This window comes from Kibdelosporangium persicum (genome assembly GCF_013280595.1).
Lineage (GTDB): Bacteria > Actinomycetota > Actinomycetes > Mycobacteriales > Pseudonocardiaceae > Kibdelosporangium > Kibdelosporangium persicum.
In genome coordinates, this window is record NZ_JAAATY010000006.1 from 209,820 (window position 1) to 226,032 (window position 16,213).

Annotated in this window: 16 protein-coding genes; 6 read left to right on the plus strand and 10 right to left on the minus strand. The window is 68.8% G+C overall.

The window, feature by feature from the left end; all coding sequences use genetic code 11:
• Nucleotides 1-3 precede the first annotated feature (3 nt).
• The gene (locus tag GC106_RS13780) at nt 4-363 is read left to right on the plus strand and encodes an STAS domain-containing protein (protein ID WP_173129375.1); all 360 of its coding nucleotides are present in this window, start codon (nt 4-6) and stop codon (nt 361-363) included.
• Between the two features lie 5 nt (nt 364-368).
• Nucleotides 369-866, plus strand: coding sequence for a GNAT family N-acetyltransferase (locus GC106_RS13785; protein ID WP_173129378.1), 498 nt, complete (start codon nt 369-371; stop codon nt 864-866).
• A gap of 72 nt (nt 867-938) precedes the next feature.
• On the opposite strand, the gene GC106_RS13790 is transcribed toward GC106_RS13785, so the two are convergent.
• The 5 genes from GC106_RS13790 to GC106_RS13810 all read right to left on the minus strand — a co-directional run bounded on the left by GC106_RS13790 (nt 939) and on the right by GC106_RS13810 (nt 6,787).
• Nucleotides 939-2,138: an SPFH domain-containing protein gene (locus GC106_RS13790; protein WP_376777740.1), complete on the minus strand. Its 1,200-nt coding sequence runs from the start codon at nt 2,136-2,138 to the stop codon at nt 939-941.
• A gap of 108 nt (nt 2,139-2,246) precedes the next feature.
• On the minus strand, nt 2,247-2,681 hold the full coding sequence (locus tag GC106_RS13795) for an NfeD family protein (protein WP_173129384.1): 435 nt from the start codon (nt 2,679-2,681) through the stop codon (nt 2,247-2,249).
• Nucleotides 2,682-2,723: 42 nt separating this feature from the next.
• Complete coding sequence (locus GC106_RS13800; RefSeq protein WP_173129387.1) at nt 2,724-3,524, minus strand: DUF3097 domain-containing protein; 801 nt, start codon at nt 3,522-3,524, stop codon at nt 2,724-2,726.
• Nucleotides 3,525-4,090: 566 nt separating this feature from the next.
• Nucleotides 4,091-6,343: a DUF6351 family protein gene (locus GC106_RS13805; RefSeq protein ID WP_173129389.1), complete on the minus strand. Its 2,253-nt coding sequence runs from the start codon at nt 6,341-6,343 to the stop codon at nt 4,091-4,093.
• Nucleotides 6,344-6,562: 219 nt separating this feature from the next.
• A complete protein-coding gene (locus GC106_RS13810) occupies nt 6,563-6,787 on the minus strand; it encodes a DUF397 domain-containing protein (RefSeq protein WP_173129392.1) in 225 nt (74 codons plus the stop codon).
• 323 nt (nt 6,788-7,110) lie between these two features.
• Between GC106_RS13810 and GC106_RS13815 the strand changes: the two genes are divergently transcribed.
• Nucleotides 7,111-8,022: a helix-turn-helix domain-containing protein gene (locus GC106_RS13815; RefSeq protein WP_173129395.1), complete on the plus strand. Its 912-nt coding sequence runs from the start codon at nt 7,111-7,113 to the stop codon at nt 8,020-8,022.
• A gap of 54 nt (nt 8,023-8,076) precedes the next feature.
• Nucleotides 8,077-8,460, plus strand: coding sequence for a hypothetical protein (locus GC106_RS13820; RefSeq protein ID WP_173129398.1), 384 nt, complete (start codon nt 8,077-8,079; stop codon nt 8,458-8,460).
• Between the two features lie 615 nt (nt 8,461-9,075).
• On the opposite strand, the gene GC106_RS13825 is transcribed toward GC106_RS13820, so the two are convergent.
• Nucleotides 9,076-9,876, minus strand: coding sequence for an Rv2133c family protein (locus GC106_RS13825; protein WP_217280514.1), 801 nt, complete (start codon nt 9,874-9,876; stop codon nt 9,076-9,078).
• Nucleotides 9,873-10,439: an Rv2134c family protein gene (locus GC106_RS13830; RefSeq protein WP_173129404.1), complete on the minus strand. Its 567-nt coding sequence runs from the start codon at nt 10,437-10,439 to the stop codon at nt 9,873-9,875. The genes GC106_RS13825 and GC106_RS13830 overlap by 4 nt, the downstream gene beginning before the upstream one ends.
• Nucleotides 10,440-10,574: 135 nt before the next feature.
• Between GC106_RS13830 and GC106_RS13835 the strand changes: the two genes are divergently transcribed.
• Together GC106_RS13835 and GC106_RS13840 are read left to right on the plus strand one after the other, a co-directional pair.
• Nucleotides 10,575-12,488 (plus strand): dipeptidyl-peptidase 5, encoded by a 1,914-nt coding sequence (locus tag GC106_RS13835; RefSeq protein ID WP_173129407.1) that lies wholly within the window; start codon nt 10,575-10,577, stop codon nt 12,486-12,488.
• Nucleotides 12,485-13,402: a S66 peptidase family protein gene (locus tag GC106_RS13840; protein ID WP_173129410.1), complete on the plus strand. Its 918-nt coding sequence runs from the start codon at nt 12,485-12,487 to the stop codon at nt 13,400-13,402. Before GC106_RS13835 ends, GC106_RS13840 begins: the two co-directional genes overlap by 4 nt.
• Here GC106_RS13840 and GC106_RS13845 read toward each other — a convergent pair.
• The 3 genes from GC106_RS13845 to mptB form a co-directional block, all read right to left on the minus strand.
• Nucleotides 13,377-13,772 (minus strand): DUF3224 domain-containing protein, encoded by a 396-nt coding sequence (locus tag GC106_RS13845; protein WP_173129413.1) that lies wholly within the window; start codon nt 13,770-13,772, stop codon nt 13,377-13,379. The two genes, GC106_RS13840 and GC106_RS13845, sit on opposite strands and share 26 nt — an antisense overlap.
• Entirely contained in the window at nt 13,769-14,419 is a 651-nt protein-coding gene (locus GC106_RS13850) for a TetR/AcrR family transcriptional regulator (RefSeq protein ID WP_173129416.1), read from the minus strand. Before GC106_RS13850 ends, GC106_RS13845 begins: the two co-directional genes overlap by 4 nt.
• 173 nt (nt 14,420-14,592) lie before the next feature.
• A complete protein-coding gene (gene mptB / locus GC106_RS13855) occupies nt 14,593-16,173 on the minus strand; it encodes a polyprenol phosphomannose-dependent alpha 1,6 mannosyltransferase MptB (protein WP_173129419.1) in 1,581 nt (526 codons plus the stop codon).
• Nucleotides 16,174-16,213: the final 40 nt, after the last annotated feature.

Genomic DNA, 16,213 nt, shown 5'->3' on the forward strand with positions numbered 1-16,213 from the left:
GCGATGATGTCGCGCATGTCTTCCGCTGAGTTTCAGTCGTTGTCGATCGAGGTCGAGCAGGGGCCGTCGGGTCCTGTGTTGTCGGTGCAGGGTGAGATCGACACGGTGACGGCGCCTGAGTTGCAGGCTGGGGTGGAGCAGGCGATGCCGTCGGCCGGGCAGGCGCTGGTGGTGGATCTGGGCGGGGTGACGTTTCTGAGTTCGGCTGGGTTGTCGGTGCTGGTGCAGGCGCATCAGCAGGCCGAGGAGGCCGGGTGTGAGGTGCGGGTCGTGACGAACTCGAACACCGCTCGGGTGTTTCAGTTGACGGGGTTGACCGAGACGTTGCGGTTGTTCGATTCGGTGGAGGCGGCGCGGGGCTGATCACCATGTGGGTGACTCGTGAGCGGCCCGGTGATGTGGCGGCGGTGCGTGCGGTGCATGTCGAGGCGTTCGGGCGTGAGCTGGAGGCGTCGCTGCTGGATGAGTTGCGGGCGTGTGACGCGTGGATGCCGGAGTTGTCGTTCGTGGTGCGGTTCGGTGTGGATATCGCCGGGCATGTGGTGTGCACGCGGGCGTATGTGGATGAGTATCCGGTGGTGGCGTTGGGGCCGATCGGGGTGGCGCGCCGGTTTCAGGGCCAGGGGCTGGGCAGTGCGTTGATGCACACGGTGTTGGGTGCGGCGGACGCGTTGGGTGAGCCGTTGGTGGGTCTGTTGGGTGAGCCGCGGTTCTATCAGCGGTTCGGGTTCGGGCTGGGTGCGATGATGCATGTGCTGCCGCCGGATGAGAACTGGTTGCAGCATTTTCAGGTGCGGACGTTGGCGGCGTATGAGGAGAAGGTCCGGGGGACGTTCCGGTACGCCGCTCCGTTCGACGACATCTAGCGCTTGGTCAGCCAGCCGTGGCCTCGTGAGTGTTTATCAGGGTTCTAACCCTGATAAACACTCACGAGGGGGTCACGGGTTGCGCGGGTCGTCTGACAGCTCCGGGGAGTCGGCCAGGTCGACGCCGGGGCTGGGCGGCTGGGTGTCCAGTGGCTGGCGCAGTCCCGGGGTGGGCCGGACCTGTAGCGGGCTGGGGACCTCTTTGCGGGCGACGGCTTCGGCGGCGCGCACGGCTTCGGCGACGTGCGGGTCGGGTGCGGTGTCGAACCAGTCCTTGATTTCCTCGTCGTCCTGTTCGGGCTTGGACACCGGCACGTCTTCCTTGGGTGGTTCGTAGCGGAACACGCCGTCGTCGCCGGGTGCGCCGAGCATTTTGGCGAAGCCTTCCAGGGCCTTGCCGTAGTCGCTGGGCACCAGCCAGACCTTGTTCGCGTCGCCCTGGGCCATCTGCGGCAGGGTCTGCAGATACTGGTAGGCCAGCACTTCCGGGGTGGGTTTGCCCGCCTTGATCGCGGTGAAGACCTTCTCGATCGCCTTGGCCTGGCCTTGGGCCTGCAGGTAGCGGGCGGCTCGTTCGCCTTGCGCGCGCAGGATGCGCGACTGCCGTTCGGCCTCGGCGGCGAGGATCGCGGCCTGCTTGGCGCCTTCGGCTGAGAGGATCTGGGACTGTTTCTGGCCTTCGGCGGTCTTGATCGCGGCTTCCCGCTGGCCTTCGGCGGTGAGGATCATGGCGCGCTTCTCCCGGTCGGCGCGCATCTGCTTTTCCATGGAGTCCTGGATGGACGGCGGCGGGTCGATCGCCTTGAGCTCGACGCGGGCGACGCGGATGCCCCAGCGGCCGGTGGCTTCGTCCAGCACGCCGCGCAGCTGGTTGTTGATCTCGTCGCGGGAGGTGAGGGTGTCTTCCAGGCTCATTCCGCCGACGAGGTTGCGCAGGGTGGTGGTGGCCAGCTGTTCGACGCCGACGATGTAGTTGGAGATCTCGTAGACCGCGGCGCGGGAGTCGGTGACCTGGAAGTAGACGACGGTGTCGATGGACACCGTCAGGTTGTCCTGGGTGATCACCGGTTGCGGCGGGAACGACACGACCTGCTCGCGCAGGTCGATGCGGGCACGGACCCGGTCGACGAACGGGGCGAGGAAGTTCAGGCCCGGTTCGGCGACCTTGGTGAACCTGCCGAGCCGTTCGATCACCGCGGACTGGGCCTGGGGGATGACCAGGATCGACTTGAACACGATGGTGAGCACGAAGATCACGATGACCGCGACGATGACGATCGCGACGGCGTCCAAAGCAGTACCTCCACCTTCCGCGCGCTATGTGAGGTCGGTTCTACTCGATGCCGTGTGATCGCGCCGCGAATTGCGGCAGGTTCAGGGTCACGGTTCGGGTGCCACGATCGCGGTGGCGCCGGAGATGTCGACCACCACGACCGGTGTGCCGGGTTCCGGGATGGTGTCGCCGGGGTGGTGTGCCCTGGCCGACCAGATCTCGCCGCCGATCTTGACCTGGCCTTTGTGTTCGTCGACCGCGGTGACGGTGAGGGCACGTGCGCCGATCAGGGCCTGGGTGTTGGTTTTGATGTCCTGGCCGGCGAGCATCTTGCGTTTGAGCATCGGGCGGATGCCGCCGACCAGTGCGATGGTGGCGATGGCGAACACGATGCCGCTGATCACCAGGTCACCGCCGAGGGCGGACGCGGCGGCGCCGCCGAGGGCGCCGAGTCCGATCATCAACAGCCACAGGTCGCCGGACAGCACCTCGGCGGAGATCAGGATGAACCCTGCGATGAGCCACACCAGCCAGGCCGCCATGGTCACATCCTGGCAGAAAAAGTGGCCGTTTCGAGGGGCATGTCACCCGAAGTGACCCACGAAGTCGATCAGTCGCTCGACCGAGCCGATCAACGGGGTCTCCAGATCGCGGAACCCCTTGACGCCCGCGAGCACCCGGCGCCAGCCGTCGGCGGGCTCGCCCCAGCCCAGCTGGGCGCAGATGCCTTCCTTCCATGGCACGCCGCGCGGGACGGTCGGCCACGCTGTGATGCCCACCGAGGAGGGTTTGACCGCCTGCCAGATGTCGACGTACGGGTGGCCGGTGATCATCACGTTCGGGTCGGTGACCGCGTCGACGATCCGGGATTCCTTGCTGCCTTTGACGAGGTGGTCCACGAGCACGCCCAGGCGCCGTTGCGGGCCGGGGCGGAACTCGGCGACGCGGGCGGCGAGGTCGTCGATGCCGTCGAGGGGTTGCACGACGATGCCTTCCACGCGCAGGTCGTGGCCCCAGACGCGTTCGACCAGTTCGGCGTCGTGGATGCCTTCCACCCAGATGCGGCTGGCGCGGGCGGTGCGGGCTTTGAGGCCTTCGACCTTCACCGACCCGGACGCGGACATCACCGGTTTCCTGGGCGGCGCGGCGGGTTTGACCAGGGTGACCGGTTTGCCGTCGACGAGGAACCCGGCGGGGGTGAGCGGGAAGAGACGGTGGCGGCCGTGGCGGTCTTCCAGCACGACGTTGCCCTGTTCGACGCGGACCACCGCGCCGCAGAACCCGCTGGCCGGGTCTTCGACGACCAGGCCTGGCTCGGCGGCCAGTTCGGGAATGCGGCGTTTCGGTTTGCCGGCGAGGATGTCGCCGTAGTCCTGGGAGCGCACGCGGCGCACGCTACCGCGACATGCCGTCGGGTCCCGGCAACGGCACACCGCGGCCGACGGTCACGGTGAGCGTTCCGGTGCGGTGGCCGGGTGCCAGCGTCGCCGGTGCCGATCTGGTGCGGTGGCGCCCAGCGCGATCGCCGCGCGCCAAGGCAGCCGGGGCGGCTGCCCGTGCCACCGGCGCCCCGATCCTCCGCAAGCACCACCACGTCCGTGACCGCCCCTGGCTGGAGCGGCGCCACCACAACCCGCAGCGGGTAGCGGCCCGCGCGCCGAAGGCGCTGATGTTCGTCTCGCCATCTCGGCCGGCGTGGTCTAACCGGGTCAGCAGGCACCGCACACCACAGCCCACGCCTGAGCGGCCGCCGCGAACGCCCCTGTCCCCCACTAGACATGCCCCCGCCCTGTCCCGGGGGCCGGCCCCGCTTCCATTCTAGTCGGAATAAGGCCTGGTCATAGGGTTACCGGTGGGTTGTGGACAACCAGATTCGCGAACGGACCGTTCGTTCGGTCAGCAGCCCGTCCGGATCAAGATCGAACCGGGCGTTCGACGGTGCGCGACCCGGTTAGCGGGGCCGTCCCACGTCAGGGCGGGTGTAGTCGCACACTCCGGTCGGGAAGATCCGGGTGAGCTGGTCCCGTTCGGTGTCCGTGGGCTGCCATGACCCGTACACGCCGCGGGCGATGGCTCGCTCGACGGGTTGCAGCGCGCACTTGTAGTGCTGGCCGTCGAACGGGCCGCCTGCCACGGTGCGGGAGGTGCCGTGGATCGGGTACCGCTGGGTGCACGGCCCGGCCGGTCCGGGGTCGAGGATGCCGCGCCACGCGTCGCTGCCCCGGTATTGCAGGGTGCCGTCGGTGGCGAAACAGGAGTCCACCGCTTCGGCTGGTTTCGCGCCCGCGACGCCCAGCCATGGCCGGGCGCGCAGGGTTTCCAGCCAGGTGTCCATCACCCGCAGCGCCATCGGGGTTTGGTCGTACGCGCGGGCCGGGCGGGCGTCGGTGAACCACACGACCTGGTTGGCCGCCCTCTGCCGGTCGGTGATGCGGTGGCGGGCGGCGAAGGACTGGCGGGCGTTGTGCATGTCCAGTTCGGCGTCGAGGTAGTGGCGCCAGTCGATGGCCGGGATGTCGATGCGGCCGTCGAAGACCAGGCCGGACCGGTACGCCGCGCGCATCGCCTCGACGCTGCCGTGCGTGCGGGGCGCGACACCGTCGGCGCCGGGCACAGTCTGGTTGCGTGCGCTCCAGACGTCGATGTCGGCCGGGCAGGCGGTGGTGATGAACGGGCAGCCTTCCTGGACGTTGTCCTGCGGTGGTTTCCACCCGCCCACCGCCGCGTTGAGCTCGAGGAACTCCGCTGGGCTGATGTGGTTGTCCACCAGGGCTTTCAGCCCGTACTGCACGCCGACGTTGTCCCAGGTGGAGCGGGCGTAACCGGTGAGCGGGTCGCGGCCGTAGACGGTGACCGCGTCGTTCCAGTGGGTCCATTCCACGCGTGCCTGCTGGTCGGGGGTGATGCCCGGGGCGGTGCCGTACTTCGGGTTGAGCGCGAGCGCCGACAGGCCGCGCCAGCCGTTGACGCATTCCGACGAGCCCGGCGAGCGCAGCCAGGGGGTCAGTGGCTGGTACGGGTTGGTCACGGTGTCGGAGGCGGCCAGGCCTTCCAGCAGCGTGCGGTTGGTCCACCTGGCCCATTTCGAGGACGGGTCGGTGCGGACCTTGCCGTCCATCCAGCGTTCGAGCAGTTCGCAGTCGCCGACGTGGATGGTCTGGGTGGCCATGTCCGGGTAGGAGTACTGCGGGATCGCGCCGTCGAGCAGGCCGGGGTGGTTCTGGGCGTAGACGTACTGCTGGATGCCGCCGCCGGATCCGCCGAGCCCGATGGTGTGGCGCGGGTCGCCGTACTCGGTGGCGAACCGCGACTTGACCATCATGGCGGTCTCGCCGCCGAGGACGAGGTTGTAGTGCGTGCTGGTTTTGGTGCCGGTCGACCAGGCGATGGCGTAGCCCTGGCCCAGGCCGTGGACGTAGCGGGATTCGTCGTGGTTGTTGGAGCCTTGGTAGTGGCCCACGCCCACGCCGCCGCCGAAGTGGTAGATGAGTTTGCGGTTCCACGCCGGCAGCGCCGCGGGTCCGGTCGCGGTGGGGTCGAGCACGGCGATGGTGTAGATGAAGCGGTTGAGGGTGCCGCGTTCCCAGCGGATGACGAAGTCCACGTCGGCGCCGTGGCTGGTGGTCGTGCGGGTCATGTCGGCGGGGCGTGGCGCGGAGCGGTCGTGGGGTTTCCAGTCGCCGCCTGCGGCGAGGTAGTAGTGGCTGGTCCGGGTGGCCAGTGCGCAGTCGGTGTCCAGGAACGGCGGGGCGAGGTCGAATCCGGCCAGGTGCGCGGGTGTGGAGCAGAAGAAGTCCCGCTGGTGGGGCCCGGAGAACATCGGGCCGCTGCTCGGGTGGTTGGTCAGGGTGAGTTCGGCGCGGCGGCCGTGGGCGCGGGCCTGGACGCGGCTGTCGCCCAGCGGCAGGTCACGCACGACGCCTTCCAGCGCGTGCGGTGCTTGATCGTCGCGGGTGAACGAGGCGCTGACGTCGGTGCCGTTGACGGTGACGCTCGCCGTGAGCGGGGCGGAGCGCGGCAGGACGACGCGCAGGCGCGCGGCGCCGCCGCTGACGTAGTGGGCGGGACCGGACAACACTTCCAGCCGTAACCAGCCGTGCCCGCGATCAGCTGACGGGTCCGCGGCGGCGGTCATGGTGGTCAGGGTGGCCAGGGCCACCGCGGTGACGTTGACGGCGACGAACGTGACTCGGCGGCGACCCATCGCGTCCTCCTGGCCCTGTCCTGCCCCGGTGCAGGACCGTCCACGATAACCGCCGGATCACGTGTTCCTCGACGGCCGTTGTGCCTACACCGCGACAACAACAGCGTTTTGTCGGGCTTCCGCCCGGCGCGGGCACCGGCAGTTGCCGCTCCCCCCGGCCAGGGTCGGGCCGTGGCCGGGTGACCGAGCGCGGACGTCCGGTCACCTGAGCTTGTCCGATCAGATGTGCCGTGGACCGAATTCCCTCTCGGCCGCCGCTTCCGGCGTTGGCGGGATCGACTTGAGGTAGTCGGTGAACTCGGAAGCGCGTGACCACGGAATGTCCAATATTTGTCGTGGATCCTTGGAGTCGCGAATACGGATTCGTGATTCGACGTGACACACTTCAACGCAGTCGCCGCCCCATGAGCGTGAACTGCGGCGCCATTTCGTGTCGGACGTCATCAGATCTCCCCTTACGTGATGACCATTTTTGATACCAGCGTTCCCATTATGGGCGCTGACAAATGCGCGGCGCCCATGGGCGAGGTCACAGAACTACGTCAATCGAGTGATTCATGGCTCGATCGTGTGGTTCACGCGGTCGGCCGCCCGACTCGTTCCCGGGCTCCCGCGAGATCACCCCGGCACACCGGTTGACCCCCCTCGACGCGCGGCGTCGTCCGGAGATCAGGTAGGTTCCCCAGCTGAGTTAATCTGCCGCACCGCAGATCGCCGCGCCGCAGATCACCCGACTGGAACACCACTGACGTGTGACGGGAGTGCGAATGAGTGACGAGAGCCGCTCGTTGAGCCCGCTTGTCCTGCGCGAGCGGCTGGCCGACTACCTGCGCCGCGCGCGGGAGGACAAGGGCTGGAGCCAGAGCTCGACGGCCAACAAGATGGGCTGGTCGCTGTCGAAGTTGCAGCGCATCGAGACGGCGGTGGTCAGCGTGTCCTGGACCGACACCAAGGCGCTGGTCGAGCTGTACGGGCTCAGGGACGACACGGCCGCTCAGCACCTGCTGGCGATGGCTCGGCAAGCGCGCAGAAGGGACCGGTTCACCCCGTTCAAGAAGCATCTGACCGCCGAGTACCAGACGCTGCTGTCCTACGAGGAGTCCGCGCTGCGGATCCGGTCGGCCAACTCCTTCGTGCTGCCGGGCCTGTTACAGGTTCCGCGGTACGCGCGGGCCCTGCTGTCGGTGAAGCACAGCGGCGCCAAGCTCGACGCGCTCGTCAAAGCCCGCCAGGTCCGCCAGCAGATCCTCGACGACCCCCAGGGACCCCGGTTCGAGTTCCTCATCGACGAGGCGATGCTGTACCGGCAGATCGGTGGCCCGGACGTGCTCGCGGCACAGCTCACTCGCCTGCTCGAGATCAGCGGCCGCCCGAATCTGACATTACGCGTGATTCCGTTCGCCGCGGGCGCGCATCTGGGCCTCTGGGAACCATTCATGATCATGACCATCCCTGGCGGCTCGCTCGACGCACACGACTACGAGACGATCGTCTATCGGGAGACCGGGGATTCCGAGTACCTGATCAGAACAGGCGACGAACGGATCAACCTCTACCGTACGAGCTTCACCGAGATAGAAGCACAAACCCTCAGTCCGTCGGAGACTCGCGACCTCATCGAGCGAGCCAGAAGCCGGCTGGGAACTCCGGAGGCGGCCGCACCGGATTCCGCGAGGTGACGCCCGCATGTCACCAGGCCGACACCACATGCCCCATTTCGTTCCGGAGTTCCGATGCCCAGCAAGCCTGACAAGAACAAGAAGAGATCCACCGGCGCCGGCCATGCCCTCGACAAAAGTGTGCAGGCTGTTGGCAGCCCGTCGGCGAACGAGACCATCACACCGGCACCGACTCGCCGCATGGTCGACAAACTGTCGTTCCTTCAGCTGGTCGCCGACATCATCGGCAGAGTGTATCGAGGGTTGACCGCGTGGATGGAGCATGAGAAAAAGCACATCTGCGTTATGGGCGTGCTGTGGTCTGTCGTCTTATTGTGCTTGATCGTGCTCGTCGTGCTAGTCGCGCTGATCAAAGGAAGCTTCTGGCAGTACATCATCACGGCGTGCGTCCTGGCTGGAGTGACTGGGCTGACGAATCGCATCGCCCGACGGAAGTAGCCGCTGTCGGCTCGGCCGCGAGGACAGCGCAGATCGAACTGGCTCGACGACAAGGCCGCACCCGACAGCGATGACGACACCCACGATCAGCGCGACCGTCCACTCCTCCACGACCTGGTCGACGATCGCTATCCCCAGCGCGGCAAGGACACCGCCGCCCAGCCAGAGGACCACGCGGGGCGGAGCGCTACCGGACATCGTCGTCTCCTTGCCTCTGCCACAGCCGGTCATGACCGGCCGCTGTGTGGCCTGCCATGCCAGTCATGCTCGTTTCAGCCGGATCGGTACCAGCGGCCGGACGGTGACCCAACGGGTTCCCGGTCACTCAGCGCCGTGGATCTTGCCATAAGAACAGTTCCCTGGCTCCATCGACATCCGTCAGTCGCGACGGAAGTCACGGATGTTACATGCCGGAGTGACAAATCAAGGCCACTTCCCCACGGCCACGATCGGATACAGTGCCCCGTCTTCGCCGGCCAATTCAGCGTAGCGTGGTACACGCTTTGACCGAACGTGTCTCGTCGCCTGTCACCATGAACGCGCCGCGAATCACGCCACACGATTCGCACCACTTCCTGTGTGGTCGATTCTCGGGTATTCCGGTCACCGGAACGTTCAGAACGCGGGCCAGGGAATCGGGCGCCCGTCCGGGTTGGGCTCCGGATAGACCGGCTGGCGCAGCAGCGCGTCGGTGCGTTCCCGCAGCGCGTGGATCTCCCGGCGGGTCAGGTGGGGCCGTAACCGCTGGCCCAGCTCGGCGTCCAGGTGTTTGCGCAGCCGCGTCAGCGCGTCGATGGCCTGCTCGGGCAGCGGTTCGCCGAGGAACCCCCACAGCACGGTCCGCAGTTTCGGGTCGCTGTGCAGGCAGATGCCGTGGTCCACGCCGTAGACGTTGCCGTCCGTGCCGTGCAGGACGTGCCCGCCTTTACGGTCGGCGTTGTTGAGCACGACATCCAGGGCGGCCAGAAGTTTCACGCTCGGATGGTCGGCGTGGGTGAGCACCGCGGGGTCGCCGTGGCGGTCGTGCGCGCGCAGCACCATGCGCCACCCGTCGGGCATCTCGTCGGGCGCCAGGACGTCGACCAGGTCGTCGCCTTCCTTGGTGTCGATCCACAGCTGGACCATGCCGCGGCCGAACGGGCCCGCGCGCAGCACCGTCGGCGGGATCAGGCCCAGCCCGGTCGCCTCGGACACCAGGTAGGAGGCGACCTCCCGGCCGGCGAGGGTGCCGTCGGGGAAGTCCCACAGCGCGCGTTCACCGTTGATCGGCTTGTACACGCAGTGCGCGGTCACGCCGTTGTGGCTGATCGAGCCGTAGAGCGTGGCGTTGGAGGCGTCAACGAGCCTGCCTTCCACGTCGATCCGGCCATGGGTGATCAGTTCCAGCGCCGCCGGGTCACCCGCGTGCACGCTCAGCCTTCTTCGTTTCTGCGGTAGCCGTTCTGGCGGGGGCAGACGTGCCCGTCGGCGTCCAGCGGCTCGCCGCACAGCGGGCACGGTTTGCGGCCGGCGCGCACGACCCGGTCGGCGCGGGCGGCGAACGCCTTGGCGTGCGCGGGCGTGAGGAACACCCGCACGGCGTCCGGGCCTTCCTCGGTGTCGTCCAGCACGACCGCTTCGTCCACTTCGGCCTCGCTGACCGCGAGCAGTTCGATCACCACCGCGCGCGTCTCGGCGTCCCAGCCCAGCCCCATCGTGCCGACCCGGAACTCCTCCTCGACCGGCACGGTCAGCGGTTCGGAGTCCATCATCTCGTCGGGGGTGTCGGGCGGGACCTCGGCGCCGAAGCGGCGCCCCACTTCCTCAAGCAGTGACCCGATCCGTTCGGCGAGCACCGCGACCTGTTGTTTCTCCAGTGCGACGCTGATCGTGCGGGCGTCCTGGGAGGCCTGCAGGAAGAACGTGCGGTCGCCTGGTTGCCCGACGGTCCCGGCGATGAACCGGTCGGGCTGACGGAAGACATGTATGACACGAGCCATGGCACCTTCGACCCTAGGGCACGCGACCGGCGATGAGCAGCCCGGCTCACCAACTTGCCATCAGCCTCACAGCGATCTTCGCCGTGGTTTCCCTGTGGCCGCACGGCACGGCCGCGACCAGTAGGGTCGGCGGCTGTGGTGGAGATCGCTTCTTACGGGACCTGGGCCTCGCCGATCACCGCCGCCGAGGCGGCTGCCGTGGCCGGCGGCCCGGACTGGGTGGACCTGTACGGCCCGGACGTGTGGTGGACCGAGACACGGCCCAGCGAGGGCGGCCGGATCGCGTTGATGCGCAGCCCCGCGGGCGGCCAGGCACGCGAGGTGCTCGACGCACGGTGGAGCGTGCGTAACCGGGTGCACGAGTACGGCAGCCGGTCGTGGGTGGTGCTGCACGACCGGGTCGTGTTCACCAACTGGGACGACCAACGCGTGTACGAGGTGCCGTGGGACGGCGGCGAGCCGAAGCCGGTCACGCCCGAACCGGACCGCGAGCACGGGTGGCGTTACGGCGATCTGACGGCGGGCCCGGACGGTCAGGTGTGGTGTGTGCGCGAGACCGTCACCGGCGACGCGCCGACCGACGTCCGGCGTGACCTGGTCGCGTTGACCGGCGGGCAGGTGCGGGTGCTGGGCGCGAGCCACCACTTCCTGTCCGGCCCGAGGATCAGCCCGGACGGGCGGCACGCGGCGTGGATCGGCTGGGACCACCCGTGGATGCCGTGGGACCGCGCCGAGCTGTGCGTCGCGCCGCTGCTGGCGGACGGCACGTTCGGCGCGCACCGTGTGGTGGCCGGCGGCCCGCGGGAGGCGGTGTGCCAGTTCGCCTGGGAGGACGGCGCGACACTGCTGGCGCTGACCGACCCGGACGGCTGGTGGAACCTGTTCCGTATCGGGATCGACGGCACCGCCCGCAACCTCGCGCCGTGCGCCGAGGAGCTGGGCGGCCCGTTGTGGCGGTTGGGCAGCCGCTGGTTCACCCCGCTGGGGTCGGGGCGGTTCGCGGTGCTGCGCGCGGGCGGCAGCCTGGCGATCCTGGACGAGCGCAGCCGCACGGTGACCGATGTGGACACCGACCTGACCGTGTGGCGCGCCGATCTGATCGCCCGCGACGGGATGCTCTACGGCGCGGCGGGCACCGCGTCGCTGCCGACGGCCGTGGTCAGCCTGGACCTGTCGCGTGGTGAGCTGGCCACCTATTCGCCGCAGGAGGCACCGTTCGATCCGGATGTGCTGCCCGAGCCTCGGGAGCGGATGTTCGGCACAGTCCCCGCGTACGTGTATCCGCCGGCCAATCCGGGCTTCGCCGCGCCGGCGGGTGAGAAACCGCCGTACGTGGTGTTCGCGCACGGCGGCCCGACGGGCAAGTACGTGCCGACGCTCAACCTGGGGTTCGCGTATCTGACCAGCCGCGGGATCGGTGTGGTCGCGGTGAACTACGGCGGGTCGACCGGGTACGGGCGGGTGTTCCGGGAGTCGCTGCACGAGCAGTGGGGCGTGGTGGACGTCGACGACTGCGCCTCGGTCGCGCGGACGCTGGCCGAGGAAGGCACGGCCGACCCGGCCCGGCTGGCGATCATGGGCGGCAGCGCGGGCGGCTGGACCGCCGCGTCGTCGATCACCAGCACCCGGGTGTACGCGTGTGCCACGATCCTCTACCCGGTGCTGGACCTGGTGCGCTGGACCGCCGAGGGCGGCGAGACCCACGACTTCGAGTCGCGCTACCTGGAAAGCCTGGTCGGGCCGTGGCCGCGGGAGCGTGACCGGTACACCCGGCGCTCACCGGTCAACCACGTCGGCACGCTGGCCGGGCCGGTGCTGCTGATGCAGGGCCTGGAGGACCGGATCTGCCCACCGCAACCCGCCGAACGGTTCGTCGCGGCGATCGCGGGCACCGGTGTCGCGCACGCGTATCTGGCGTTCGCCGGTGAACAGCACGGGTTCCGCAAGGCCGAGACACAGCGGGCGGCGCTGGAGGCGCAGCTGTCGTTCTACGGGCAGGTGTTCGGGTTCACGCCGCCGGGCGTGCCGGTCCTACAGTTGCGGTCGTGAAGATCCATCCCGCCCGGCTGCGGCCGGGCTCCCGTGTCGCACTGGTGGCTCCGTCGGGGCCGGTCGCGCCGAGCCTGCTCAACGCCGGGATCAAACACCTGGAGTCGTGGGGCCTGCGGGTCGAGATCGGCGAGCACGTGCTCGACCGGCACCCCAAGCTGCCCTACCTGGCCGGTGCGGACGCCGACCGGGCCGCGGACCTGCAGGCCGCGTGGTGCGACCCGGACGTCGACGCGGTGTTCTGCGTGCGCGGCGGGTACGGCACGTTGCGGATGGTCGACCTGCTGGACTGGGACGCGATGGCCGCGGCGGGCCCGAAGCTGTTCGCCGGATCGAGTGACATCACCGTGCTGCACGAGGCGTTCCTGCAGCATCTGAACGTGGCGACGTTGTTCGCGCCGATGGTCGGCACCGACGGGTTCGTCGCCGACGCGGCGGCGCGGGAGCATTTCCGGCAGACGTTGTTCGAGCCGGAGAAGGTGCGGGTGCTGGCCGGCCCGAACACCGCGACCATGGTGCACGGCAAGGCCACCGGGATGGTGGTGGGCGGCAACGCCAGCCTGCTGGGGTCCGGGCCGCCGCCGCGTGAGGCGATCCTGCTGCTGGAGGACGTCGCCGAGGACACCTACCGGCTGGACCGCATCCTCACGGCGCTGCTGCGGTCGGGCTGGTTCACCGGTGTCAACGGGATCGCGCTCGGGTCGTGGACCAACTGCGGCGCCCCGGATGTGGTGGAGGCGATCCTGCACGACCTGGTGGGGTCCTTGGGGATCCCGACGGTGTGGGAGCTGGGGTTCGGGCACTGCGCGGCGCAGCTGACGGTGCCGTTGGGCGTCCAGGCGGAACTGGACGCCGACAACGGCACGCTGACGATCCTGCGGCCCGCGCTCAGTCCAGCCGGTAGTCCAGGGTGATCTCGCCGTGCCGGACCCGGCAGGTGCCGGTCAGCGAGGCCAGCTCGCCGGTGGCGGCGCCGGGCACGATGAACCCGAACTGGTCGGTGCCGCCGGGTCCGCCGCACGCGCCGTGCTGCAGCACGAAGGTGCCGGTTCTGCCCTGGAGGGTGCCCGTGACGCGTTCCTGGGCGAGGTAGCCGGCGCCGTCGGCGGGGCTGTCGCCGGTCTGGCAGGCGAGCATGCGCACCTCGGCCGTGCCCTCGAGGGCGCCGGTGTAGGTCTTGCGGATGGTGGCCTGCCCCAGTGGCGGGCCGTCGGCGGGCTCGTCGTAGAGAACCTGGTCCCAGCCGGTGATCTCGAACGTCGCGGTGATCTGCACGCGGCTCATCCTCCCCGCGATACCTGACACCCGCTGTCAGGATGCGTGAGTCCGGGAGTGTGTGCTGTGGTGGCCAGGGCGAAGTTCCGGGCCAGTTCGCGGGCGGCCTCGTCGAGGTCCAGGGACGGGTCGGCGACGTACTGGCGGGCGACCTCGTCCAGGGCGGCGCGGATGGTCCACGCCATCAGGCGGGGTGAGAACGTGCGGAACTCGCCGTCACGCTGGCCTTGCCGCAGCCGTTCCTCCAGGGGTGTGGTGTCGTGCTCCGCTGTGGTCTGGGCACGGTGGTAAAGCAGGATCTCCGAGACAGCGGCCACCTGTTTCGGGTGATCACGCATGAAGTCCAGGTGGGACTGGATGTAGGCGCGCAGCATCCCCGCTGAGGTTGTCTCGGCTTGCACGCGGGGCCAGATCAGGGCCGCGCCTGCCTGGCTGACGTCGGTGAGGACTTGCTGGATCAGTTCGTCCTTGCCGGCGAAGTGGTACGAGATGACGCTTTTGGAGATGCCGGCCCGCTCGGCGATCTGGTTCAGCGACGCCTGGGCGTAGCCGATGGCGGCGATGGTCTCGATGGCGCACTCGACGATCTGCGCACGCCGTGCCACCTCGATGAACGACGGGCCGTCGCGGCCGATCGTGCGGGACTTGGACTGCATCGCCGCAACCTAACACCCATGATCAGCCACCGTGTGTGCAGGTCCGGTTACCGCCTGACACCGCGACTGTCCTGACCGGACGGCCGGATTCCCGGCCAGCCGACCGACAACCCCAGGACACACGTGGAGGGGCCCCGGATTGCCCCAGGGCCCCTCCACGTGTGTCTGGATGATCAGTCCGCCACGGGCTTCTTGTCGGTCAGCGGCGCCGGCCCGACATCGACCAGGGCAGGTTTCTTGTGGCCGAACATGTTCAGCGGGTCGATCGTGGTCAACGCCTTGGCCGCGAGCACCGACACCAGGATCGCGGCGGCCATGAACGGATAGTTGTAGAGCTGGTCCTCACCCGCCGGTGAGTAGGTCAGCACCAGGAACACCGCGAAGCCCACGACCAGCGGCAGACGCTTGACCGGCCACGGCAACGCGGCCGCGATCACGAAGCCCCACGTGAGGTACCACGGCAGAGTCGCCGGGGACAGCAACGCGACACACAGCAGCACGATCGCCATCCGGCGGATCGCGTCAGCACCGCCGTCACGGGCCGCCCACCACTGCCGGACGAAGATGTACGCCAGGACCAGCGCGCCGATGGCACGGGTGACCATGATGAACGGGTCCTTGGACACGTTGAACACCAGCGCGCTGACCCAGTGCAGGAACTCGCCCACCGCGGTCGGCGGGGACATCCAGTTCACGATCATCGCCGGGGCACGCAGCGCGGGGAACCAGCCGAGGTTCACGCCCGCCGCCAGGGTCACCGCGGTGAAGGTGACCGCGAAAATGCCGATCGACAGCGACGCGGCGCGCACGAAGTTCCGCCAGAACGTCGACGTGAGGTGCTTGGCCCACACCCACACCAGGAACGGCAACGCCGGACCGGCGGACGCCTTCACCGCCATCGCCAGCGTCGCCAGCACGATCCCCAGCACGTGCTTGCGGTTGAGCACACACAAAGTACCCGCGGCCAGCAGGCCCACCATCAGGATGTCGTTGTGCGGCCCGCCGAACAGGTGCACCACGGTCATCGGGCTGGCCACCGCCAGCCACATCGCCACCGACAGCTTCCCGCCCAGGTGCCTGACCAGGCCCGGCAGCGCCCAGATCAGCAGGCCCAGCCCGATGGCCAGGGCCAGCCGCATCAGGATCACGCCGAAGATCGCGTCCGAACCGGTGATCGACACGACACCCTTGGCCAGCAGGATGAACATCGGCCCGTAGGGCGCGGGCGTGGTCTGCCAGAACGAGTGCACGTTCTGGGAGATGTCGGGCATGTTCTCCAGTTGCGCCGGCCCCACCACGTACGGGTCGAACCCGTGCAGCGGCAGCATTCCCTGGCCGAGGTAGGAGAACACGTCGCGGGTGAACACCGGCGGGGAGAACAGCAGCGGCGCCATCCAGCACAACGCGGCGATCAGCACCGCGCGGGCGTCCACCCGGCCGGCCAGCACGTGCCGGCCCAGCCGCACCCAGGCCCACACCACGAGCGCGAACCCGATGTAGAGCACCGCGGTGGCCAGCATCTTGCCGTGGCCGTAGCGGATCCACGACAGCGGGCCGTTGCCCAGAATCGGGTCACGGACAAGGGTCCCGGCCGCGCCGACGGCCGTGAGCAGGATCAGGATCGTGCCGAGTGTGCCGAGCGCGATCGTGCGCACCGGCATGCCCGTCGCGGGCTTGCCGGATGGTCCGGTCTTGTCGGTGTCAGCACCCAAAGTGGTATCCAGGTTCGGCGCCGGATCTGTGGTGGTGGCCATGGCGTCTAGCAGGTTACACACCGTCCCGCTGCGTGCGTTC

What these genes read in the sequence shown, in the direction of transcription:
- GC106_RS13850 (WP_173129416.1), bottom strand. Translation starts at nt 14,419, where the DNA reads ATGCAGTCCAAGTCCCGCACGATCGGCCGCGACGGCCCGTCGTTCATC.
- GC106_RS13815 (WP_173129395.1), top strand. Translation starts at nt 7,111, where the DNA reads ATGAGTGACGAGAGCCGCTCGTTGAGCCCGCTTGTCCTGCGCGAGCGG.
- GC106_RS13780 (WP_173129375.1), top strand. Translation starts at nt 4, where the DNA reads ATGATGTCGCGCATGTCTTCCGCTGAGTTTCAGTCGTTGTCGATCGAG.
- GC106_RS13810 (WP_173129392.1), bottom strand. Translation starts at nt 6,787, where the DNA reads ATGACGTCCGACACGAAATGGCGCCGCAGTTCACGCTCATGGGGCGGC.
- GC106_RS13845 (WP_173129413.1), bottom strand. Translation starts at nt 13,772, where the DNA reads ATGAGCCGCGTGCAGATCACCGCGACGTTCGAGATCACCGGCTGGGAC.
- mptB (WP_173129419.1), bottom strand. Translation starts at nt 16,173, where the DNA reads ATGGCCACCACCACAGATCCGGCGCCGAACCTGGATACCACTTTGGGT.
- GC106_RS13785 (WP_173129378.1), top strand. Translation starts at nt 369, where the DNA reads ATGTGGGTGACTCGTGAGCGGCCCGGTGATGTGGCGGCGGTGCGTGCG.
- GC106_RS13830 (WP_173129404.1), bottom strand. Translation starts at nt 10,439, where the DNA reads ATGGCTCGTGTCATACATGTCTTCCGTCAGCCCGACCGGTTCATCGCC.
- GC106_RS13795 (WP_173129384.1), bottom strand. Translation starts at nt 2,681, where the DNA reads ATGGCGGCCTGGCTGGTGTGGCTCATCGCAGGGTTCATCCTGATCTCC.
- GC106_RS13805 (WP_173129389.1), bottom strand. Translation starts at nt 6,343, where the DNA reads ATGGGTCGCCGCCGAGTCACGTTCGTCGCCGTCAACGTCACCGCGGTG.
- GC106_RS13820 (WP_173129398.1), top strand. Translation starts at nt 8,077, where the DNA reads ATGCCCAGCAAGCCTGACAAGAACAAGAAGAGATCCACCGGCGCCGGC.